Annotated in this window: 22 protein-coding genes, 1 tRNA gene and 1 pseudogene; 5 read left to right on the top strand and 19 right to left on the bottom strand. The window is 59.2% G+C overall.

Translation table 11 applies throughout. The features are described 5' to 3' along the window. Positions 1–48: 48 nt before the first annotated feature. Together nirD and nirB are read right to left on the bottom strand one after the other, a co-directional pair. Positions 49–414 carry a nitrite reductase small subunit NirD gene (gene nirD, locus C8C93_RS04635; RefSeq protein WP_228897937.1) on the bottom strand — a complete coding sequence of 122 codons (366 nt, stop codon included), beginning with the start codon at positions 412–414 and terminating at the stop codon, positions 49–51. A 12-nt stretch (positions 415–426) separates the two neighbouring features. After that, on the bottom strand, positions 427–2,970 hold the full coding sequence (gene nirB / locus C8C93_RS04630) for a nitrite reductase large subunit NirB (protein WP_121506060.1): 2,544 nt from the start codon (positions 2,968–2,970) through the stop codon (positions 427–429). Between the two features lie 644 nt (positions 2,971–3,614). Between nirB and C8C93_RS04625 the strand changes: the two genes are divergently transcribed. After that, entirely contained in the window at positions 3,615–3,818 is a 204-nt protein-coding gene (locus C8C93_RS04625) for a hypothetical protein (RefSeq protein ID WP_082437674.1), read from the top strand. A 98-nt stretch (positions 3,819–3,916) separates the two neighbouring features. Here the strand turns inward: C8C93_RS04625 and C8C93_RS04620 are convergent, their stop codons facing one another. From C8C93_RS04620 to thrS, 10 genes are all read right to left on the bottom strand, one after another. Next, on the bottom strand, positions 3,917–4,216 hold the full coding sequence (locus C8C93_RS04620) for a single-stranded DNA-binding protein (protein ID WP_055402674.1): 300 nt from the start codon (positions 4,214–4,216) through the stop codon (positions 3,917–3,919). Positions 4,217–4,410: 194 nt separating this feature from the next. Further along, positions 4,411–4,487 (bottom strand) — tRNA-Pro (locus C8C93_RS04615). Between the two features lie 30 nt (positions 4,488–4,517). Next, positions 4,518–4,958 carry a MerR family transcriptional regulator gene (locus tag C8C93_RS04610; protein WP_055402676.1) on the bottom strand — a complete coding sequence of 147 codons (441 nt, stop codon included), beginning with the start codon at positions 4,956–4,958 and terminating at the stop codon, positions 4,518–4,520. Between the two features lie 97 nt (positions 4,959–5,055). Further along, a complete protein-coding gene (locus tag C8C93_RS04605; protein WP_035198379.1) occupies positions 5,056–5,382 on the bottom strand; it encodes an integration host factor subunit alpha in 327 nt (108 codons plus the stop codon). Between the two features lie 25 nt (positions 5,383–5,407). After that, on the bottom strand, positions 5,408–7,855 hold the full coding sequence (gene pheT / locus C8C93_RS04600) for a phenylalanine--tRNA ligase subunit beta (protein WP_121506059.1): 2,448 nt from the start codon (positions 7,853–7,855) through the stop codon (positions 5,408–5,410). 125 nt (positions 7,856–7,980) lie between these two features. Further along, positions 7,981–9,033: a phenylalanine--tRNA ligase subunit alpha gene (gene pheS / locus C8C93_RS04595; protein WP_121506058.1), complete on the bottom strand. Its 1,053-nt coding sequence runs from the start codon at positions 9,031–9,033 to the stop codon at positions 7,981–7,983. A 111-nt stretch (positions 9,034–9,144) separates the two neighbouring features. Beyond that, positions 9,145–9,504, bottom strand: a complete 360-nt coding sequence (rplT, locus tag C8C93_RS04590; protein ID WP_121420463.1) for a 50S ribosomal protein L20 — start codon at positions 9,502–9,504, stop codon at positions 9,145–9,147. Between the two features lie 24 nt (positions 9,505–9,528). Next, positions 9,529–9,732 (bottom strand): 50S ribosomal protein L35, encoded by a 204-nt coding sequence (gene rpmI / locus C8C93_RS04585; RefSeq protein ID WP_055402683.1) that lies wholly within the window; start codon positions 9,730–9,732, stop codon positions 9,529–9,531. 182 nt (positions 9,733–9,914) lie between these two features. After that, positions 9,915–10,523 carry a translation initiation factor IF-3 gene (gene infC, locus C8C93_RS04580; protein ID WP_082437675.1) on the bottom strand — a complete coding sequence of 203 codons (609 nt, stop codon included), beginning with the start codon at positions 10,521–10,523 and terminating at the stop codon, positions 9,915–9,917. 80 nt (positions 10,524–10,603) lie between these two features. After that, the gene (gene thrS / locus C8C93_RS04575) at positions 10,604–12,523 is read right to left on the bottom strand and encodes a threonine--tRNA ligase (protein ID WP_121506057.1); all 1,920 of its coding nucleotides are present in this window, start codon (positions 12,521–12,523) and stop codon (positions 10,604–10,606) included. 564 nt (positions 12,524–13,087) lie between these two features. Between thrS and C8C93_RS04570 the strand changes: the two genes are divergently transcribed. The 3 genes from C8C93_RS04570 (at position 13,088) to C8C93_RS04560 (ending at position 16,538) form a co-directional block, all read left to right on the top strand. Next, positions 13,088–14,041 (top strand): glycosyltransferase family 2 protein, encoded by a 954-nt coding sequence (locus C8C93_RS04570; protein ID WP_082437676.1) that lies wholly within the window; start codon positions 13,088–13,090, stop codon positions 14,039–14,041. Between the two features lie 106 nt (positions 14,042–14,147). Further along, positions 14,148–14,543 carry a GtrA family protein gene (locus tag C8C93_RS04565; protein ID WP_055402691.1) on the top strand — a complete coding sequence of 132 codons (396 nt, stop codon included), beginning with the start codon at positions 14,148–14,150 and terminating at the stop codon, positions 14,541–14,543. 111 nt (positions 14,544–14,654) lie between these two features. Then, entirely contained in the window at positions 14,655–16,538 is a 1,884-nt protein-coding gene (locus tag C8C93_RS04560; RefSeq protein ID WP_147433729.1) for a hypothetical protein, read from the top strand. A 162-nt stretch (positions 16,539–16,700) separates the two neighbouring features. On the opposite strand, the pseudogene C8C93_RS04555 reads toward C8C93_RS04560, so the two are convergent. The 3 genes and pseudogenes from C8C93_RS04555 to C8C93_RS04545 all read right to left on the bottom strand — a co-directional run. After that, positions 16,701–16,931, bottom strand: a pseudogene (locus tag C8C93_RS04555) (isocitrate lyase); the annotation flags it as partial. Positions 16,932–17,162: 231 nt separating this feature from the next. Continuing rightward, the gene (locus C8C93_RS04550) at positions 17,163–18,347 is read right to left on the bottom strand and encodes a site-specific integrase (RefSeq protein WP_121506055.1); all 1,185 of its coding nucleotides are present in this window, start codon (positions 18,345–18,347) and stop codon (positions 17,163–17,165) included. Between the two features lie 370 nt (positions 18,348–18,717). Beyond that, positions 18,718–20,424, bottom strand: coding sequence for a phage/plasmid primase, P4 family (locus C8C93_RS04545; RefSeq protein ID WP_158603242.1), 1,707 nt, complete (start codon positions 20,422–20,424; stop codon positions 18,718–18,720). Between the two features lie 279 nt (positions 20,425–20,703). On the opposite strand from C8C93_RS04545, the gene C8C93_RS04540 reads away from it, so the two are divergent. Beyond that, entirely contained in the window at positions 20,704–20,904 is a 201-nt protein-coding gene (locus tag C8C93_RS04540) for a hypothetical protein (protein ID WP_147433728.1), read from the top strand. 364 nt (positions 20,905–21,268) lie between these two features. Here the strand turns inward: C8C93_RS04540 and C8C93_RS25110 are convergent, their stop codons facing one another. From C8C93_RS25110 to C8C93_RS04525, 4 genes are all read right to left on the bottom strand, one after another. After that, entirely contained in the window at positions 21,269–21,418 is a 150-nt protein-coding gene (locus C8C93_RS25110) for a hypothetical protein (RefSeq protein ID WP_010458146.1), read from the bottom strand. Positions 21,419–21,422: 4 nt separating this feature from the next. Beyond that, the gene (locus C8C93_RS04535; RefSeq protein WP_121506052.1) at positions 21,423–21,608 is read right to left on the bottom strand and encodes a hypothetical protein; all 186 of its coding nucleotides are present in this window, start codon (positions 21,606–21,608) and stop codon (positions 21,423–21,425) included. A 108-nt stretch (positions 21,609–21,716) separates the two neighbouring features. Next, positions 21,717–22,226, bottom strand: a complete 510-nt coding sequence (locus C8C93_RS04530; protein ID WP_121506051.1) for a hypothetical protein — start codon at positions 22,224–22,226, stop codon at positions 21,717–21,719. 152 nt (positions 22,227–22,378) lie between these two features. Beyond that, positions 22,379–22,786, bottom strand: a complete 408-nt coding sequence (locus tag C8C93_RS04525; RefSeq protein WP_121506050.1) for a hypothetical protein — start codon at positions 22,784–22,786, stop codon at positions 22,379–22,381. Positions 22,787–22,805: the final 19 nt, after the last annotated feature.

The following is a 22,805-nucleotide window of genomic DNA, read 5'->3' as shown; positions in this document are numbered from 1 at the left end:
GGGTTGTTTAGGGCGCAGCCGGAGTGCCGCGACGTGGATGCGATTGTCTCAGGCTGCCGGCGCGCCGGCCACGCTGACACGACCACGTACGGCACGTACGCTGTAGGTGCGAACCGAATGCTCCGGCATTTCCAGGCATTCGCCGGTCTGCAGGTCAAAGTGGTTCTTGTACAGCGGTGAAGCCACCACCACGCGGCCGCTCAGGCTGCCGATCAGCCCGCGCGACAGCACGCTGGCGCCCGACTTGGGATCCACGTTGTCAATGGCGAAGAACTGGTCGCTGCCAGTGCGAAAAACCGCCACGTGGAGATCGGCGACCAGGGCGCAGACGCCGGTGTTGGGGAGGATGTCATCCACCGCACAGATGTCGGTCCAGTCGAGTGAATCGGTGCTGTTCATGGGGAGTGCACTCATGGTCTATTCCTTTCAGGCCGCCTGGCGGATGGGGATCACTCTGGCCGACACAGGGCCACGCTCATCGGCGCGCGCCGGGCGGATCTGGCCGCGCTCTTCGACGAAGAGCACGTTCTCATCGGCCTGGTCGCTGTTCACGAACGAGCGGAAGCGCTTGCGCGTCTCGGGGTCGGTCACGGCCGCCTTCCACTCGCACTGGTAGGTGTTCACCACGTGCTGCATCTGCGATTCAAGCTCGGCGCACAGGCCCAGGCTGTCTTTTTGCAGCACGTCCTTGAGGTAGTCGAGGCCCCCTTCGAGGTTTTCGCGCCAGGTGCTGGTGCGCTGCAGCCGGTCTGCCGTGCGCACATAGAACATCAGCACCCGGTCGATCATGCGCACCAGGTCTTCCTTCGTCAGGTCCGATGCAAACAGTTCGGCATGGCGCGGCTTCATGCCGCCGTTGCCACAGATGTAGAGATTCCAGCCCTTTTCAGTGGCAATGACGCCAATGTCCTTTCCCTGCGCCTCGGCGCATTCGCGCGTGCAGCCCGACACACCGAACTTGATCTTGTGCGGGGCACGCAGGCCCTTGTAACGGTTCTCCAGTTCCACGGCCAAGCCCACGCTGTCCTGCACTCCGTAGCGGCACCACGTGGAGCCCACACAGCTCTTCACGGTGCGCAGCGACTTGCCGTAGGCGTGGCCGGATTCAAAACCGGCGGCGATCAGCTCTTCCCAAATCAACGGCAACTGCTCCACCCGCGCACCAAACATGTCCACGCGCGCACCGCCCGTGACCTTGGTGTACAGCCCATATTTCTTGGCCACCTGGCCCACGGCGATCAGGCCGTCGGGTGTGACTTCGCCACCGGGCATGCGTGGCACCACCGAGTAGGTGCCGTCCTTCTGGATGTTGCCCAGGAAGTAGTCGTTGCTGTCCTGCAGGCCGGCCAGCTCCTTCTTGAGCACAAATTCGTTCCAGCACGAGGCGAACACACTGGCCGCCACGGGCTTGCAGATATCGCAGCCCATGCCTTTGCCATGCTTTGCCAGCAGGTCCTCGAAGCTCTTGATCTGGCCCACACGCACCAGGTGGTAGATCTCCTGGCGCGAGTAAGCGAAGTGCTCGCAGATGTGGTTGTTCACGGCCATGCCACGGCGCGCCATTTCCGCCTTCATGACCTGGGTGACCAGGGGCACGCAGCCGCCGCAGGTGGCACCCGCCTTGGTGCAGGCCTTCATCTCGGCAATGGTGCACGCCCCATTGCCCACGGCTTCGCAGATGCCACCCTTGGTGACGTTGTTGCACGAGCAGATCTGTGCCGTGTCGGGCAGGGCCTCCACGCCCAATCCGTGCTTGGCCTTGCCGTCGCTGGACGGAAAAATCAGGAACTCGGGGTCATCGGGCAGCGTGATGCCGTTCAGGGCCATCTGCAGCAACGTGCCGTATTCGGAGGCATCGCCGATCAGCACGGCGCCCAGCAGCTGCTTGCCATCCTCGCTGATGACGATCTTTTTGTAGACCTGGCGACGCTCGTCCACGTACTGGCAGGTGCGGCTGTGCGGCGTTTTCCCATGCGCGTCGCCAATGCTGGCTACGTCCACGCCCATGAGCTTGAGCTTGGTGCTCATGTCCGCACCGACGAAAGCCGCGTCGGTCTCACCCGCGATGTGGCGGGCGGCCACACGCGCCATGTCGTAGCCGGGCGCGACCAAGCCGAAGGTCTGCTCGTTCCACGAGGCGCATTCGCCGATGGCGTAGACATCGTGGTCGCTGGTACGGCAGGCGCTGTCGATGGCCACACCGCCGCGCGGGCCAATGGCCAGCAGGCTTTGGCGCGCCAGCTCGTCACGTGGGCGGATGCCAGCGGAGAACACGATCATGTCGGTCTCCAGCCAGGTGCCGTCAGCAAACACCATGCGGTGGCGTGCGCGGGCGCCATCGGTGATCTCCTGCGTATTGCGGCCGGTGTGCACCTGCACGCCCAGTTCTTCGATCTTGGCGCGCAGCACGCGGCCCCCGCCCTCATCCACCTGAACAGCCATGAGCCTGGGAGCGAACTCGACCACATGGGTTTCGAGGCCCATGTCGCGCAGCGCCTTCGCGCATTCCAGGCCCAGCAGCCCCCCGCCCACGACCACGCCGGTCTTCGATTTGGCACCCGAGGCCTGCATGGCCTCCAGGTCCTCGATGGTGCGGTAGACAAAGCAGTGATCGCGGTCGCGTCCGGACACCTGGGGCACGAAGGGATTGGAGCCGGTGGCCAACACCAGCTTATCGTAGGTGAGCACTTCGCCATCCGCCGTGGTCACGGTGCGGATGCGACGGTCCACCGATGCAGCGCGCGCGGCCAGGCGCAACGTGAAGCCGGTGCGCTCGAAGAAGCCGGGTTCGACCAGCGAAAGTTCATCGGCCGAGGTGCCACTGAAGAAGGCCGATAGATGCACCCGGTCGTAGGCAGGGCGCGGCTCCTCGCACAGCACGGTGACCTCGACACCAGTCATGCCGGTTTCGGCCAGACTTTCGAGGAACTTGTGGCCGACCATGCCGTGGCCAATGAGAACGATTTTCATGCTTGCTCATCCTGCAAGAACCCGGGGAACCGTTTCGAGGGGTGCAGGATGTGCCATGCCAGCGGCACAGCACACCCTCCGCGGAACCACGGGCGTGGGTTGGAACTACCAAGCGGGCGACTGCAAAAAAAGCCGCAACTCACTCGGGTGTTCCGCCATCATTAGCGGAGGGTATCGATCAGTCCGCAGGCAGCTTCACCAGCAGACACGGAAGGGGATCGCAATATTCATGCCGCACCATCCGAGGCCATGCCAAGCCCCTGTGGGCGGACCAGGTAGGGCTGACCGGATCGTTCTCTGGAGTACCGCCCGGTGGCGGAATGCATCAATGCAGTGCAGCACCTCACCAAATCAGGGCAATCACCCATACCGGTAGCGAGCTGCAAGGACTGGAGTCGCCAGGCTTTGGCAAAGGCTTGGGCGGTGGACACTTTGGAATCTTCCGATTCACCAAAGCATCTGCAGTGTCACCCTTGCAACCCACCTTGCCTTGCGGTCATCTTTTCATTTCCAAACAAAGCGAGCTCCGGCAGACTGGCACGGCAGGACGGAGGCGACTGGCAACCACCGAGCATCACGTTCATGAAGCACCGACAGCCCCAGCCCCCATCAATACCCATGACCCCACCAGCATGAGCACCAGTATGAACACCGACCGGAGAGTCAACACCGACAGACGCAACGGGCAGGACCGCCGACAAACAGAAAAAGGCCCTCCCAGCAACTACGAACGCAGGCGTGCCGTGGAGGCACGGCAACCGGAATTGACGGAGCTGCATCTGGACGAAGAAGAACTCAAAGCGCTGGGATTTATAAAAACCACATCCATGCCACAAAGCCCGACTTGATATCTGCGGTGCCCCACAAGCGCCTGAAGCCGGTTGCCCAAACCCACAGGGATACACCGTTGCCCCGCTTCAAGTCCGCCACTCAGCAGCGTCCTGTTTCAATCTCCGTGGAGCGCAAGCAGACGGTGCGCCACCATATCCAATGCAGGCCGGGTGTTGCCCTGCTTGTCCGTCCAGACTCTCGGTGTGATGCTGCCCGAAAGCGCGAGTGAATCCCCATCGCGCAGGTGATGAATGGCAGCGCAAACACCCGCCTCAAACGCAATCACATTCACAAAAAGCAACTCGCCATCCGCCGTGTTTGCACGCACCTTGGCCACAGTGAAAGGCTTTCCAGCCTTGTCGGTACGCTGCTCGGAATCACCGTAAAGCCTTCCGGCCACGAGTCCATCGATCATGAAAGTCCTCCGCCCCGGCGGGCCATCACCTGTTTTCAATCAGCACACAGCGCGCTCCCTGGCGGCAAGCCCGCGCAACAAGCCCTAAGAGTGCAGCGGTCAGGAGGCATGGTACAAATCATTCAGGGATACCTCTGAGCGCCCTCTCAAGCAAAAAAGCCCAGAACCTTTCGGTTCTGGGCTTTTGCTATCAATGGTCGGCGTGGCGGGATTCGAACTCGCGACCCCTTGCACCCCATGCAAGTGCGCTACCAGGCTGCGCTACACGCCGACAAGACTTAGATTATATGCACAAAAAACCTCAGTTCAGAGAAAGCAGCGCACGAATCTCAAATAATTCTTTGCGCACCGCATTGGAGTCCAGGGTGAACCCCATCGCCTCGATGGAAAGGTCACGCGCGCTATCCACCAGCATGCTGGGCATCTGGGAATCCAGGCCATCACCATTCAATGCAGCGTCGGTTCCGGAATCATCGCGGGCCGGATGCGCAAGCTCCTGCAGACGATTGCGTGCACCACTGATCGTGAACCCCTGGTCGTACAGCAGATCGCGGATGCGGCGGATCATCAACACCTCATGGTGCTGGTAATAGCGCCGATTGCCGCGCCGCTTCATGGGACGCAACTGCGTGAACTCCTGCTCCCAATAGCGCAAAACATGGGGCTTGACGCCACACAACTCCGCGACCTCACCAATCGTGAAGTAGCGCTTGGCAGGGATGGAAGGAAGCGGGGTGCCCATGGGTTGTGGATTCAAACCGAACAGCCGACTAGCGTACTGCAGACGCGCACAGACCGCCAGCCATCGGCAACATTCTGGTCACAAAAAGCGCACAAATTCACGAGGCAGCGGCCGTCTGGATCTGCTCCTTGAGCTTGCTGCTGGCATGAAACGTCACGACCCGGCGTGCTTTGATCGGAATGGCCTCGCCCGTGCGCGGATTACGACCAGGTCGTGGAGCCTTGGTCCGAATCTGAAAGTTGCCGAAGCCCGACAACTTGACATCCTTGCCCTCCACAAGGCTCTGGGAGATCAGGTCAAAGAACGCATCGATCATGTCCTTGGACTCGCGCTTGTTCAGGCCGATTTGGTCGAACAGCAGATCGGCCAGCTGCGCCTTGGTCAGCGCTGGGGTCTCCAGGCTTTCGACTGCGAATTCGATCATGATTTATCACTCCCTTTGGACATCGTCACATCCGCAGCCGTGCGCCCGCACGCTGCGCCAGCTGTGCGACCACGGCTTGCACCGCCGCCTCGATCTCGGCCTCTGTGAGCGTGGCCTCGTCACGCCCCAGAGTGAGACGCACAGCCAGGCTCTTCTCGCCGGGAGCCAGGCCACCTGCGGGGGTCTCTTCACCGGCACGCAGTGCCTTGGGCCGGTACACGTCAAACAGCACGGCAGACCGCAGCATGCCATCGGGAACGGCCTGCTCCACCGCACCCATGATGTCGGCGTGCGTCACGCGCTCGGCCACCACTACGGCCAGATCACGCTCAACAGCCTGATGCTTGGCCACTGGCTTGAACTGGGGCACTACGCGTTGCAGCACGGCATCGAGCTCCAGCTCGAACATCACAGGCGCCTGTGGCAAATCCCACGACTGGCGCCACTGAGGGTGCAACTCGCCCACAAAACCTATGGCACGCCCATTCACCAGCACGCGCGCACACCGGCCGGGGTGCATGGCAGGATGGGTCGCAGGTTCAAACATGGCCTCCACAGGCGCCAGGAGCGCCTCCACATCGCCCTTCACGTCAAAGAAATCGATAGCCTGCTCTTTGCGGCCCCATTGCAAGGTGTCGTTCGGGCCATACGCCAGGCCTGACACTCGCATAGGCTGATGAAAGCCCTCCACGGTGGTGTCCGTGTTGCGCACACTCGCGTCGCGCAGGAACACGCGGCCCAGTTCGAACACCCGCACACGCTGTGCTTTGCGGTCCAGATTGAACTTCAAAACTTGTAGCAGAGAACCCAACAAGGTAGAGCGCATCACGCTCATCTGGCTTGCAATGGGGTTCAGCAGCTTGATGGGTTGTGTGTTGGCGGCCAGTTCGTGCTCCCAACGCTCTTCCACAAAACTGAAGTTGATCGTCTCCTGGTACCCCAGGCCTGCCAATGAACGGCGCACCGCAAACGGGCTGCGCGTGGCCTCGGCCGGCAACTTGGGCGTAATGGGCGCCAGCGGTGGGGTGGTGGGGAGGTTGTTGTAACCCACCATGCGCGCCACTTCTTCGATCAGGTCTTCCTCGATCGTGACGTCGAACCGGAACGACGGTGGCGTGACGGTGAGCGTACCCTCGCCCTGCACCACGGGCAGCCCCAGACGCTGCAATGCATCAGCGCATTGCGCCTGGGTGAGGGGCATACCGATGACCTTGGCCGCACGTGCGACACGCAGTGCGACCGGCCGGGGTACCGGCAGATTCACCGCCTGATCATCCATGGGGCCACATACCGTGTCAGGCGTACCGCAGATATCAATCACAAGCTGTGTGATGCGCTCGATGTGCTCCACTGTCAGGCTCGGGTCCACACCCCGCTCAAAGCGATGGCCTGCGTCGGTCGAGAAGTTGAAGCGGCGCGAGCGCCCTGCCACCGCCTTGGGCCACCAGAAGGCGGCCTCGATGTAAATGTGCTGGGTATCGTCGGACACTGCCGTGGCGTCGCCGCCCATGATGCCCGCCAGCGACTCGACTTGGCTGTCGTCGGCGATCACACCCACCTTGTCGTCCACGGTGATGGTGTTGCCGTTGAGCAGCTTGAGCTGTTCACCGGGCTTGCCCCAGCGCACATCCAGGCCGCCGTGGATCTTGTCCAGATCAAAAATGTGAGATGGGCGCCCCAGCTCAAACATCACATAGTTGGAGATATCCACCAACGGCGACACACCACGCTGGCCGCAACGGGCCAGGCGATCCAGCATCCATTGGGGCGTGGCAGCCCGCGTGTTCACGTTGCGCACGATGCGGCCGGAAAAGCGGCCGCACAGGTCAGGAGCGCTCACCTTGACCGGCAACCGGTCGGCAAGCTTGGTAGCAACGGCGGGGAACGAGGGTTGCTGCAGCGGCACCCCGGTCAGTGCGGACACTTCGCGCGCAATCCCATAGACGCTGAGGCAATGCGCCAGGTTGGGCGTGAGCTTGAGGGTGAACAGCGTGTCATCCAAGTTCAAGTGTTCACGGATGTCCTGGCCCACCGGCGCAGAAGCATCGAGTTCGAGCAAACCGCCATGGTCCTCGGACAGCTTGAGTTCGCGCGCCGAGCACAACATGCCCTGGCTTTCCACACCGCGCAGCTTGCCCACCTTGATAAGGAACGGCTTGCCGTCATCACCCGGCGGCAGTTCGGCCCCCACCAGCGCACAAGGCACCTTGATGCCCACACGGGCGTTGGGAGCACCACACACGATATTCAGCAAGGCCCCCTGCCCCACGTCCACTTGGCACACGCGCAAGCGGTCGGCGTCCGGGTGCTGAACGGCTTCCTTGATTTCGCCGACCACAATTTTCGTGAAAGGCGGCGCCACGGGCCGCAATTCTTCAACTTCCAGACCCGCCATGGTCAGCGTGTCGGCCAGTTCTTGGGTGGTCAGCGGTGGGTTGCAAAATTCGCGCAACCAGGACTCAGGGAATTGCATAGTGAAGAGATTCTTTGGCGTTTGCTCTGAAAAAAATAGCTGCTTGCGCTTGTCTGTTCTTTATTTCAATGTCAAAAGGCGATGAAACCCATTGAAATCAAGCGCTAGCAGCTCACTTTTTTGCTTTATTGGAACTGCGACAGGAAACGAATGTCGCCGTCGAAGAACAGGCGCAGGTCGTTCACGCCATAGCGCAACATGGTCAGGCGGTCCGGTCCCATGCCAAAGGCAAAGCCGATGTACTTTTCGGGGTCGAGGCCCATGTTGCGCACCACGTTGGGGTGCACCTGGCCCGAGCCAGCCACCTCCAGCCAACGGCCGGCCAATGGGCCCGTCTGGAACTGGATGTCGATCTCGGCGCTGGGCTCCGTGAAGGGGAAGAAGCTGGGACGGAAGCGCAGCACGAGGTCGTCACTCTCGAAGAACGTGCGGCAAAAATCCGTGAAGATGACCTTCAGATCCTTGAAACTCACGTTTTCGCCAACCCACAGGCCTTCGCACTGGTGGAACATGGGCGAGTGCGTGGCGTCACTGTCCACCCGGTAGGTGCGGCCCGGCGCAATGACGCGGATCTCGGGCATCGCCTGGCCGGCATCCAGCGCGGCACGGTGCTTTTTGACATGCTGCACCGCGTGGCGGATCTGCATGGGGCTGGTGTGCGTGCGCAGCAGGTTGGGGGCAGTGGCAGTGCCGCCCTCGACATAAAACGTGTCATGCATGGACCGCGCAGGGTGGTCTTCCGGCGTATTCAATGCGGTGAAGTTGAACCAGTCGGTTTCGATCTCGGGGCCTTCGGCGACGTCAAAACCCATGGAGCCAAAGATGCCCTGGATGCGTTCAAGCGTGAGGGACACCGGGTGAAGACCACCCTGCCCGCGATGGCGGCCTGGCAGGCTCACATCCAATGCCTCGGCCTTGAGCTGAAGCTGCAATTCTGCGTCGGCCAGCGCCTGGCGCCGTGCGGTCAGTGCGGCTTCAATGGCTTGCTTGGCCACATTGATGGCTGCGCCACGGGATTTTTTTTCCTCGACGGACAGCTGCGCCATGCCCTTCATCAGCTCGGTCACGCGGCCCGACTTGCCCAGAAACTGCGCCTTGGCGTTTTCCAGATCAGCGGGGGTGGCGCTTTGGGCAAACAGTTGCGTCGCGCTCTCGACCAGGGAATCCAACTCGTTCATACGACTCTTTATCGCTCGTGAAAAATAAACAAGGGCTAGCGCCTTTTCAAGCTCTAGCCCTTGCTGTTATTGCGCAAGCAGCTATCAGAACGATAGCCGCTCATCGTGATCTCAAGCAGCCAGCTTGGCCTTGACTTGGTTCACGATGCTGCCAAAGGCAGCCTTGTCGTGCACGGCGAGGTCGGCCAGCATCTTGCGGTCGATCTCGATGGATGCCTTCTTCAGGCCGTTGGCGAACTGGCTGTAGGTCAGGCCCAGTTCACGGGCAGCGGCGTTGATACGGGCGATCCACAACTGGCGGAACACGCGCTTCTTGGTGCGGCGGTCACGGTAGGCATATTGCCCAGCCTTCATTACCGCCTGTTTGGCGATACGGTAGACATTACCGCGGCGACCACGGAAGCCCTTGGCAAGGGCGAGAACTTTCTTGTGACGGGCACGGGCCGTTACACCACGTTTGACGCGAGGCATGTATGTACTCCTTGTTCGTCGTTATTAAAGGCCAGCACTGGGCAGCATTTGTGCGATCGAGCCCATGTTGGTCTCATGCACAGCAACTGCACCACGCAGGTGGCGCTTGTTCTTGGTGGTCTTCTTGGTCAAGATGTGACGTTTGAAGGCTTGACCGCGCTTGACGGTGCCACCGGGACGAACGCGGAAACGTTTTTTCGCGCTGCTCTTGGTCTTCATTTTGGGCATGTGAATGCTCCTTTTGTTTGTGCTCGTGAGGCGTTTGCAAACCGATCTGCAAACTTGTTGGCCCCGAGCCACTTTTATCGAAGGGTTCGCACCCTTCGCTCAGCAGTGCCGAAACACTGCCTTTTTGAACCCTGCCCCGATGACGGAGCAGCATTCAAAATCTCATACCAACCCGCACAACTTCAGGCTGCGGTGCCCGTTGCCGGAGCAACCTCTGCTGCTGGCTTGGCACCAGCAGGCTTTTTCTTGCCCGGGGCAATCATCATGATCATCTGGCGGCCTTCCAACTTGGGAAACTGCTCGATGATGATGCTGTCTGCCAATTCGTCACGAATCCGGTTCAGCAAAGCCAAGCCCAGTTCTTGGTGCGTGATTTCGCGCCCCCGGAATCGCAGCGTGATCTTGCACTTGTCGCCATCCGCCAGAAAACGGCGGATGTTGCGCATCTTGATGTTGTAGTCGCCATCGTCCGTGCCCGGACGGAACTTGACTTCCTTGATCTCAATGACCGTTTGCTTGGCTTTGGCTTCCGCCGCACGCTTTTGCTCTTGGTACTTGAACTTGCCGTAGTCCATGAGGCGGCACACTGGAGGGTTCGCCGTAGCGGCGATTTCCACCAGATCCACATCCAACTCGCCCGCCATGCGCAGGGCTTCCATCAGACTGACAACCCCCAAAGGCTCGTTATCAGGACCCGAAAGACGGACCTCCGGAGCCATGATTTCACGGTTCAGGCGGTGCTTGCGCTCTTCACGGTGGCGACGATCACGAAATTCAGTAGCGATGGCTATCTTCCTTCAATCAAAATACTACAAACTTTGTAGCTACAACCGTACACATGGCAGGCGCCGAAGCATGTTTTCACTAAAAATCAGGCTTTGGTGGCAATGTCTTGGGCGATCAGCTCAGCGAACGCTTCAACAGACATCACGCCGAGGTCACGATTGCCCCGGCCGCGCACTGCGACGGCTCCTGCGGCCTTTTCCTTGTCGCCCGCGACAAGGATGTACGGCAGCTTTTGCAACGAATGCTCACGTATTTTATACGTAATCTTTTCGTTGCGCAGATCGACCGCCACCCTAAGGTCTTGATTCGGAAGTGCTTTTTGCAGTTTTGCGGCAATTTCGCGACAGTAATCGGCCTGTGCGTCGGTGATGTTGAGCACCGCAACCTGCACCGGAGCGAGCCAGACCGGGAACGCCCCGGCATAGTGTTCGATCAGCATGCCAATGAACCGTTCCATGCTGCCCACGGTTGCACGGTGCAGCATCAGTGGGCGCTTGCGGCTGCCGTCTTCGGCCACGTATTCGGCGTCCAGACGCTCGGGAAGGTTGGGGTCGATCTGCATCGTGCCGCACTGCCATTGACGGCCCAGCGCGTCCTTGAGCGTGTACTCGATTTTCGGACCATAGAACGCACCTTCGCCTTCGGCAATCTCGAACTCGCAACCCGAATGGCGCAGGCCATCCATCAGCGCCTTCTCCGCGCGGTCCCACGACTCGTCCGTGCCAATGCGTGCCTCGGGCCGTGTGGCCACCTTGTAGATGATGTCGGTAAAGCCAAAGTCCTTGTAGACCTTCTGCACCAGCGCCGTGTAGTTGGCGCACTCTTCTAGCACCTGCTCTTCCGTACAGAAAATGTGCCCGTCATCCTGCGTGAAGCCGCGCACGCGCATGATGCCGTGCAGGCCGCCCGTAGGCTCATTGCGGTGGCAGGCACCGAACTCGCCGTAGCGCAATGGCAGGTCGCGGTAGCTCTTGATCCCCTGCTTGTAGATCAGGATGTGGCCGGGGCAGTTCATCGGCTTGAGCGCGTACTCGCGCTTTTCCGACTCGGTCGTGAACATGTTGTCGCGGTACTTGTCCCAGTGGCCCGTTTTCTCCCACAGGCTCTTGTCCAGGATCTGTGGACCCTTGACCTCCTGGTAGCCGTTATTGCGATAGACGCGGCGCATGTACTGCTCCACCTCTTGCCACAAAGCCCAGCCCTTGGGGTGCCAGAACACGGTGCCGGGCGAATGCTCATCCATGTGGAACAGGTCCAGTTCACGACCCAGCTTGCGGTGGTCGCGCTTTTCGGCCTCTTCCAGCATGGTGAGGTACTGCTGCAGTTCTTCTTTGGAAGTCCAGGCCGTGCCATAAATACGCTGCAGCATCTCGTTGCGGTGGTCGCCACGCCAGTAGGCGCCCGCTACCTTCATGAGCTTGAAGAACTTCAGCTTGCCCGTGCTGGGCACGTGGGGGCCACGGCATAGGTCTTCGAAATTGCCTTCGCGGTACAGGCTCACGTCTTCATTGCTGGGGATGCTCGCAATGATCTCGGCCTTGTAGTGCTCGCCCAGGCCCTTGAAATAGGCCACGGCCTCGTCGCGCGGCAGAACGCGGCGTACCACGGGCTCGTCCTTGGCGGCGAGTTCGGCCATGCGCTTTTCGATGGCCACCAGGTCCTCAGGCGTGAAGGGGCGCTTGTACGCAAAGTCGTAGAAGAAACCGTTCTCGATCACCGGGCCGATGGTCACCTGGGCTTCCGGGAACAGCTCCTTGACGGCATAGGCCAGCAAGTGGGCTGTGGAGTGGCGAATGACCTCCAGGCCATCGGCATCCTTGGCCGTGATGATGGACAGCGGGCTGTCGGCCGTGATCTGGTAACTGGTGTCCACCACCTTGCCGTCAATCTTGCCGGCCAGAGCCGCCTTGGCCAGACCGGTGCCGATAGAGGCCGCCACTTCGGCCACCGTGACAGGACCCTGGAATTCGCGCTGCGAGCCATCAGGAAGCGTGATGTGAATCATGGGAGTAACTCTTTCTTTTCAATCAGTGCAATGGATGCGGGCACGCGCCAGGCCCCGAAACAAAAAAGCGCGGAACGGGTCCGCGCTTTCTGGATGAGGAGTGCAATCTCGTGCAGGCGCGAACAGCCAGCCTTAACGGCCAGTCAACATCTCCGATGTAGTTCGCGGTGTCATAACCAGATTGCCTTTCTCGCTCTTGTAAGTGGAATTTTTGGCATTTTACCCCCGCCCCGGGATCGATTGCCCAGACAACGCGCTTGCGCACATCATCAAAGACGTTTCGCTTACACAACTGGAGCACCCATGAACACGCCCGCCCCATGAGCAAAACTGTGCGATGATTTTTGGCGGTAGTCAATCTGGCAACTACAGTCGGTGCGTCGAAATGTGAGAAAGTCCTGCACTGGGGCGTCACCAAGCCAGGCGTCCCGGTAACACGGGCGTCAAGCAACAGCACCCCGCTAGCACCGATTGCGCAGCCACACCCCAAGGCAGCACTTCGGTACACCCCCCACACTGGCTCGTAGCTGATCTTCGGCCAGGATCGGCTTTATGAGAATGTTTATGCACCCTGAGATTTCCGTTGTCATCCCTGTCTATTGTGAAGAAGCCGGCATCCGCTTCACCTTGCGGGAGGTCGAGAAATTTCTGGCTGTGTCAGCCTCCACCTGGGAAATCGTGGTGGTGGATGATGGGTCCAAAGACAACACATGGAATGAAATTACCGCCATCTCTCAAACCATGGCCCGGTTGCGGGGTCTGCGCCTGAGTCGCAATTTTGGCAAGGAAGCGGCGGTGTCGGCAGGCCTGGAGGCGGCACGAGGCAAGGCGGTGATCATCATGGACGGCGACATGCAGCACCCTCCTTCCCTGCTCCCGACCATGATCGAAACCTGGCGCACTGGCGAGTTCGACATCGTGGAAGCGGTCAAATCCAGCCGGGGCGACGAATCCAGCCTCTCTGCTGCACGGGCAAAACTGTTTTATCTTATTTTGCGGGCGTTCTCCGGCCACGACTTGAACGGCGCGTCCGACTACAAACTGCTTGATCAACGGGTCATCGAGGCGTATCGCACGATGAAAGAACGCAACGTCTTCTTTCGCGGCATGATCAGCTGGATGGGGTTCCGGTCTACGCAGATCCCCTTCGAGGTGGAGCCCCGCATCGCTGGAGATTCGGGATGGTCTGTCTTTGGCCTGATTCGCCTTGCGGCCGTTGCCGTCACAAGTTTCAGCACTTTTCCACTGCACCTGATCACAATCTTTGGTGTGCTCTTCTTCGCATTTTCCGTCATGCTGGGGATGCACACGGTGTACATGAAGTTGTCGGGAGCGGCGATCAACGGCTTTACCACCGTCATCTTGCTGCTACTGATCATCGGCAGCTCACTGATGATTGGCCTCGGAATCATCGGGGAGTATCTCGCGCGCATCTATGACGAGGTCAAACAACGACCCCGCTACATCGTCTCCCAGAAGCTGCCTCTGAACCAACCCGACAACCCCGCCAGCCCTTGATCCGGCAACGCAGGCCGCACGCCTGAGCGCTCCATGTCGCACTGACCCTTCTTTCTCCACCACGCGGGGGTCACGGCACCGCTATTTCACATTCACCATTGCCCTCATGCCCTCCTTTTCCAAACTGCTTCGCTATGGCGTTGTGGGTGTTATCGGTGCCGTAGTGCACATGTCCACCCTGTTCCTGCTGGTGGAGCTTGGCTTAACAGGGCCGGTCGTTGCCACCACCACAGGGTTTGTATTTGCACTGCTGATCTCCTACGGAATGAACAGGATCTGGACCTTTGGATACGTTGGCAGCTACTGGGCTTCGCTGATCAGGTACTGCATCGTGTCGCTTATCGGGCTGGGGCTGAACATCCTCATCATCAAGCTGTTCACGGATTTTCTGGGCCTGTGGTACGGCTGGGGGGCGTTTGTAGCTGTGGGCGCCGTGGCACTGAACAATTTCCTTCTCAACAACGCCTGGACCTTCACGCACAAGACCTCGGACATGCCCTAAACAAGCTCTGGCAACGGCCCATCACACCCCGCGCAACAGGGGTCTTGGGCTCTCTTGCCCTTCGAGGAACAGGGCGCAGCCCCCAGCAACAAGACGATCAAAAAGGTAGACATGAAGACAGCCGCTTTGATGACCCGCCAGCGAACATCAAGCTACTGGATAGCGCTGATCTTTGTCGCCATCCTGGGGGCCATACAGGTCTACTTCTTTGACATTACATTCCACGGCCCTGACCAGATCCGCGACGTGGAAATAGCACGCAGACTGATCCATCACCAGGAATGGCCGCTCAACGGTCCTCCGCTGTTCGGGGAACGTTTCAACCTGCCGCCAGGTTTTTACTACCTGCTCGCCCTGCCCCTTCTGGTCAGGGACACCGAGGCTGCGATCTTCATCACATTCGGCGCTCTGTTTGCGCTGTCGGTCTGGTATCTGCTCCGCGTCATCCACGCACAGTTGGGTTCCAGATGTGCACTTGCCTATGCAGTGCTGGCATTCCCCATCTTTGCGTCTTTCTACACCCACAGCGCCTGGAATCCTGCTCTGGTGATGACATTGAGCAATGTGGTCCTGGGGTTGTTCATCAGCCTTGCGCAACAGCACCGCCACGATGGGCTGTTGCTTCCGCTTGCGGCATTCCTGCTTGTACAAATCCACCCCTCTGCAGCGCCATTGTTGCTGGGCCTGGGAGCCTACGCACTGCTGAACTACCAGGTTCTCCTGAACCGTAGAACGCTGGCTTCCCTGCTCCTCATTGCAGGGATGACAGCCGTGTGGGGAAGCCAATCAGGGGCCGTCTCGAAGCTGTTGTCGCCCGCGCCTGCGTCGGCCGCCACAGCCTCCGGCCATGCCTGGCTCAGCAATCTGTTGGACATGGACAAATGGCGTGACGTTTTCCTGATGCCCTACAGCGCCATTGAGAGCATCCAGCCGGCCATCAGTGGACTGGGCGCACTGACGGCCTTTCACCTGACTCTGATGCTGGGAGGGGTGTTGCTGGGCATCGTCTTTGCAGCAAAAGAGCGGACCCTCCGCTGGATATTGCTCACCACGGTGCTGTGGTTCATCGTTTCCATGGCTTTTCTAAGCCAGGGCGCTTTTTGGCACCTGGACGTGGTGCACCCGTGGCTTGCAGTATTGGCGGCCCATGGTTTGGCGCGCGCCAGCGAAAAAGCGTCACTTTCGACCGGGCACTTCAATGCCATAGCCGCAACATCCTTGGTCCTCGTTGTCGTCGCCCATCTGAACCTTTACCTTCAGTTCGAGAAAAGGGGCAAATACGATCTCCTGCTTGCATCGCTGTTTTTCCCCAAACTGGAACCCCTGGAATACAAGATTCCGGGGTACACATTCAAGTACCTGCATGCGATGCGCGACGGCCTGTCGAGCCGAGGGATTTGCCAGGACCAAGTCATCGGCCTGGACCCCATGGTGATGGGCAACGCCGTCAACCGGACGCTCGACGCGCCCTGCCCCTCTCCAGCTGCGCCAGGACAGGTTCCGCAGACCCTTTATTTCATCGCCAACGATCACGATGCACTCCGGTTCGACTTCACCAAAGGCTTGCAGGCCATGACCACAGTGGGCGCCAGCGCGATTTATGCAGTCCGCAACAATGGTGCGCTGGTCAATGGCAAGGCAGAAAACAATGTCCTGTCCAACAAAAAGATCGACTACATGACCTTCCTGCCAGCACGACTCGCAGAAGGCCTGACCCTCACCCTCCCGCCTGCGCCAGAAACCATCGTGCGTGTTGCCTTGCGGTGCGGCAGGGACTACCCCATCGAACAACAGGCCCATTGGAAGGTGCAGGGCGCCGAGTACAAAAAGCCCCTGACCACCGCGCACGCCCGGTACCTTGGTTCCAACTACTACGATCTGGAATGGACACTGACCATGCCCGCAAGCCAAGCCTACGGCGCCACCATTTCGTCGACGCTGGGCCCACTGGATTGCGACGTTTCGGCAATTACCCGTCCCATCACTGTGCACTGACGGGGCGAACTCCCCGGAAAGACCGCGCAAAGCCCATGTGCGCGTACCGCCCGGCCCCGATGCGTCCAACACCAGACGAAAGGAAAAAAGCCACCCCGAAGGGTGGCCTTTTGTATTGCTGTCTCTTACTGTCTGCTCATCCCCTGTACGGGGGATTTCAGATCAGTGGAACTGCTCTTCTTCGGTCGAACCCGTCAGGGCCTTCACGGAGGACGAGCCGCCCTGGATCACCGTGGTCACGTCGTCGAAGTAGCCTGCGCCCACTTCCTGCTGGTGCGACACGAAGGTGTAGCCCTTTTCGCGTGCTGCGAATTCTGGCTCTTGCACCATTTCGGTGTAGTGCTTCATCCCTTCGCCCTGGGCGTATGCATGGGCGAACTGGAACGTGTTGAACAGGCCAAAGATCCTCGTAAGTTGAAGATTTGCAAGGATTTTTTCACCTTTTTCAGGTTGCTTTTCAGCACCACCCACCCATCCCCCACCCCGAGTTTCTATGCCGGATTCCGATGCCCAATGGAATCAACGCCTTTCCTTTCCCCGGACCATGGCTCTCCCACCACCCACCCAACCCAGCCGTCGTTTCCGCTGAGGGGTGGAGGGGGAAAATTTTGCCCAGTTTTTCCGCTACGCGCTGGCCCTTTGGCTTTCCAGTCCTGGACCAATGGCGGCATTGGCTGCGGCGTCCACGGCGGCATGCAATGTGGCATCAGACAAGTGTGCGTAACGCTGCGTCGTCTTGACCTGGGAATGCCCCAACAGCTTGCCCACCACATAGATGGACTGGCCTGCGTTCACCAGATTGCTGGCAAAGCTGTGCCGTAGATCGTGCATCCGAAGATCAGGCAGGCCCGCTCTTTTGCGTGCCGTATCCCACGCGCAGAACAGATTGCCATACGGCTTGAGGGTGTTGGGGTTCGGCACGACATATGGACACCCATTCCACCTCGGCAGCCCTTGCAGCAACTCCATCGCTTTCGCAGAGATGGGGATGTTGCGGGCCTTCCCGGACTTCGACATGGGAATGCGCCAGTTGCGCCGCTCCATATCGAAGTGCTCCCACTTGGCGTCCAGCAGTTCCCGCTTGCGGCAACCAAACATCAGCATCAACGCCGCGATGTGCTTGAGCTGGGTGTTCTCGCTCTGGGCCAGTGCCTCGTGCAGCCGTACGGTCTCCTCGCTGCTCAGATAGCGCTCTTTCGCATTGTTGGCCTGAAACAGCGTCACCTCGTTGGCAGGATTCGATGAAGCGCCCTGCACTCTCATCTTCTTGGCCAAATTGAACATGATCTTGAACAGGATGGGCAGCTTGTTCGCCATCGCCAGTGCATACCCCTTGCTGCGCATGCCTTGATGGGCTTCCGAGATCATCGTGGAGGTGATCTGATCGAGATGCAGTGCACCGAAGCGAGGAAGGATGTGGAGGTTCAAAAAGCTGATGGTGGATTGGAAATTTCTCCTGTGCAGATGGATGTGAGGGATGTACTTGTCGCGGACGAACTCTGCGAGCGTGGGCACTTGGCGAAGGGCCTTCTTGTCCTCGGCAGGGTTCTCTCCCAGCACGACCTTGGATCGGAGCTTTTCTGCAGCCTGCCGCGCCTTGTCGAACGTAATGGCTTTGGCATCACCAATCTTGTGCTGGCGCTGTTTCCCGTAGGGGTCACGGTACCGAAGGCTGTACGTCTTTCCTCCGGTGGCACGGACTTCCAGGATGAAGCCGGTGATGGCGTTGTCGTAGTAGTCGGTCTTGTCCCGCCCTTCCTGGCAGACAGCATCCCGGACAAAGTGGGCATCGAGGTTCACATTGGGCATGACGCGTCTCCTTGGAGGGTTGGGAAAGTTGAAAAGGGCTGCACGCGTACATGCATGCAGGATGGTTGGCATGGGTTCAGAAGCAGATTCCTTTCTGGGATACATAAGAAATAGGAAGGCCACACACCCAGCATGGAGGCGGGTGCATGGGATGTGGGTGTGTACAGGGACGGCGAATCCCAGAGAGAAAGCGCGAACTGCGAACACAGAGCACAGCCTGCGGAACGACCTCTGAGCATTCAGGGAAGTCCGCTTGGCGAAACGCCAGGGATGGAGAGGGGTTGCAGGCAGATACCCCACCGACCCGCCGCTCTACCCAAGGTCCGCAGGGGAAAAAGCCACTTTTCCCACTCCCGCCCCGTCCAGGGGGTTAGAAGTCAATAAGCGGATCCAGCCCGATACCGGCTGCCGCTGGCGTAGCCGACTTCATGTCGATCCCGCGCCAGATCTCGTTGCCATCGAGGACCGACAGATGCACATCTACCGCCAGGTTGTGCGAAAGCAAGTCCGCGAACTTACTCTTGGCGAAAGGCTTTCGGCCGTTTTCCAGACACCACTCTTTGTAGGACACATAGAGCGCCGCCCGACGAACCTTCAATGTGGAGCCCGTAGCACAGCACTCGTGAAGAAACTCGTCAATCGAACTGGCACTGCGCCGCCACTCCGCCATCAGCCGATCGTGGGCCTTGGATGACGAAAAGCGGCCTTGCTCCAAGAGTCTCTTGGCCCCCTCAAGCGCCCAGTAAGCGATGCCGGACATCTCCTGCGAGATGATTCGCTGGGCTAGTTGCGGATCCGGCGTGCGGCCAGACTTCAGCAGGCTGTTCGGAAAATCGATCAGCAGCCAGCGGGCATAAAAAGCCTCGGTGTGATCCCGCGTGGGGATGTGGTGGTTAGTGCTGAACAGATGCATTGCACTGTTCTGAAACGTGAACGGTTGCCCGGCAGGGTTGCGCGCAATCACCTGGTCTCCACCCAGGACACTCTTGAATTCCGCTGCTGGAATGGTGATGTCGTCGGGCATCTCCCCCACGACATTCAGGCGTTTGCCACACAGCTTGGCCGCGTAGTACTCCCTACTCCAATGAGTGGGTGGTACGGCTGATACCAGATTCTGGGGCAGCAGCTTTTGGAAGATGGACTGCATTGTTCCCTTGCCAGCACGGCCATAGCGATCAAAAAAGCAGACCGCCTTTTGATACCGAGCCCCGAGGCCAAGGATGATGGCCCCCGCCACCTCTTGGAGGACACGCGTCTGCTCTTCTTCCTCCCCCGCTACAGAAGATTTGAATGTGTCGTGCAGCAACGCGTTGAACAGCGGTGTCGGCACGTCAGCTGGCTCGTATTCGAGCGCTTCGCATTGACGGTGAGAAAGACTGAGCGTGTCTTTGTGGATCCGGTTGTCCTGTACGCTGAAAAAGCTGTCCTTGCAAGCTACGCCCAGCGGCGCTTTCTGAAAGAAAGCTTCATCCGACGCGATGGATACCGCATGCAAAACGATGCTGCTGTAGTCCTCATGCCGAAAACAGTTCTCCCCGCCGTCGTGCCGTTCGGCAGTGAGCCTTGCGAGCGTGCCCATTGGGCAGTCACTCCACAGCGCAGAGTACGGGCTGGGCACGAATAGACAACCCCCTACCGATACTGGCATGTGTTCATGCACAGCAAGGCGGGTCAAGGCATCCTTGGCATAGCCATGATGCGACGGGTACACCTCTTTAGCCGCCTTCGCGTGCTGCCGAAGTTCCCGATCCAGGTGGGCCAATGGAATTTTTTTGTTGGCTTCCTTGAGTTGTGTCCTCACGCGCACGAACTCAGCAGCGTCCGTATCGCGCAGATGCAACAAGACCGTCAAAGCCTCTGGGCTAAAAGGGGCTCCGCAATCGCCCCCCGCTGCACGCTCGAAGACTTGCGCCAGGACTGTCTTGCAATCCAGCGAGTCATCGTTAGCACACCCTGCATCTGCGCCTTCACAGATCTGCAGTTCCTCTCCCTCAACGCTCATGTCAGTCGCACCTGAGTTGGTCAGCGTTGGTTGACTGATTTTTTCGTTCGACTGGGAATTCAAATTTTGCGGCATTATTTCCTTATGAATGGTTATCAACGGGAGGGAGGCCGACCGCCGCGACCTCTCACCTATCAGTTGTCGTGACACACACTGCATCACGTTTTTCCCACCAGCTGCGGGAATATGAATTTTAAATGCCGCCCAAATTTAAAGTCAATGCCATCACGTATTATTTTCCCAATTTTTTCGATCACAACACGCTCACTATCTAAGTCGGTTTACCAATCCGAAAATCGGCTTTGCGGAATACATGTCTTTATTAATACACGAGCTTTGCGAAGAGAGTTGGCTTTGAGGAGAGAGTTGGCTTTGAGGAGAGAGTTGGCTTTGAGGAGAGAGTTGGCTTTGAGGAGAGAGTTGGCTTTGAGGAGAGTTGGCTTTGAGGAGAGAGTTGGCTTTGAGGAGAGAGTTGGCTTTGAGGAGAGAATGGGCTTTGGAGGCGAGATTAAGCTTTGGAGCGAAGATAGGCTTTGGAGCGAGTTTGGGCTTTGAGGCAAGAGTGAGCTTTGTAACCAAAAATGGGTTTGGATAATAATTTCTTTGAAAAGCAGATGGATTTGTTGACTGAAAAAGGGGGCGTAATAAAAGCGATCTTGCGCCAAGAGTCTGGGGAGCGTTACGAGTCCGCGTCGGAGAGTTCTATTTGCAACCCAGTTGTCGCAATGTGGCGTAGCAAAAAAAATTGAAGCTCCACCCGGAGTAGCACCAAGCGGCACCACTCCGGGAGGTTGTCAAATGCTCTCAGACCCACTGCTCGACGTCCGGCGCCAGCGCGAGGGCCGGGTCCGGGAGGCGGGCAAGAGCTGCCCAGGTTGGCCGCAGGCGGGCCGGTTGATGCGGGGTGATGGGTCGGGTATCAGTCCCAGGCCGGGGTGCCCAGGCGCTCTGCCTCCCACCCGAGCAGACCTGCTGCATGGCTGGTGATGGTCAAGGGCAGGAGTTCCACGGGGATATCCCGGTCCAGCATGGCAGTGGCGGCAGTGAGAACGCAGTCTTGATAAGTCATGGAATTACTTCTTTCTATGGGTGTCGAGGTAGTACACAAGCCCCGCAGCGATCAGCACGATCACGAGGAAGTGCAACGGAAAGGCATAGACCAAGAGGCCCAGTCCGACCAGGCACAACCAGCGGGCGCCGGAGGCCATGAGGTGAAGGACGAAAACAGTGGTCAGGGAAGCGGCAAGCAAAGCGGCCATGAAGACTCCTAAAGCAAGGCAGAGGTAATAGGTCCTGGCGAGGGTGTCGCCGGTAGGTGGACTTACCGCTTGCAATGAGGGGGTCTGCAGGTGTTCGCAGAGGCTGGCTTATGGAGCGGCCAAGGCCCCTGCCCGCTTGCCGCGAGCCTTGTCATCCTTCACAGGGCGGGTGGTGGGCTGAGTGGTGGGCTCTTTGGCGGACTGAATGGCGGATGGATTGGGCGCCTGCAGCAAGGCCTTCCAATCGACGCCTTCCACGTACTGGTAGGCATGCCGCTTGTCCGTCACTGCTTGCAGAACCCCCAGGTGCTTGAGAACCGCCATCACAAAGCCAGCGGTGTTCACCGACGTACCCGCAAAGAGCTTTGACAGGGCCGATGCCGACAGCGTGGTCGCCGCCATCAACAAAGGCTCTACAGCGTCATAGGCGACCCAGGAAGGGTTGTGGTGCCCCTTGCCGGTGTTGTGGGTCACACGCAGGTGCAGGCGGCCTTCGGGATCATTTCCCAGCTCGTAGGTGAGCGTGGAGCGGCCGGACAAGGAGGGGCATTGGTCGGTGCGCAGGGTAGTGATGGTGATGGTTTCTGGAGTGGTATCGGGTTGGGTGGCATCTGTCATTGGTGGTCCTTTTGATGGGTTGTCGAGGAACATTCCTCATTTCAGATACGCGGTTTTTCTCAGTTTTGGGTGGGCAAAAAAATGCCACCCGAAGGTGGCTTGGTGGTCGCTGTGAGGTGATTCCAGCAGGTGTTGCAGTGGTGCTTGCTTTGTCATCGGGGGTGGCCCTCGTGGGCATAGCGATCGCAGAGCACCGCCAGTGCATGGGGGATGCCCCGGGGCATGAACACCACAATGCCGAAACCGTCGTCGCTCAGGATGAAGGTCAGGACAACCCAGTGTTCGTACACCTCCAGGGCATCCCAAGAGGGTGTGAAGTCGGGGTGATCGTTCGCCAATCCATTCCAGCGGTTATGAAGGACGGTGAAGCCCAGCTGCTGCTCCAGGGCCTGTGGGGTGTCTTCCGGGTCCATCACCACGACATGCAGCAGCGATGCCCAGTCGTCTATTTCGGTGAAGGCTTCTTCTGCCAGCCGTTCCGCCACCAGGGTGTGAAGGCCCAGGGCATTCTCGGTACTTGCCAGTCGGTTCAAGGCGTCGTGGTCTCGGTAGGTTTGCATAGGCAGCTATCCTTTTGAT

The sequence above is a fragment of the Acidovorax sp. 93 genome (assembly GCF_003633835.1).
Lineage (GTDB): Bacteria > Pseudomonadota > Gammaproteobacteria > Burkholderiales > Burkholderiaceae_C > Acidovorax > Acidovorax facilis.
This window is presented reverse-complemented; position numbering and strand designations above follow the sequence as displayed.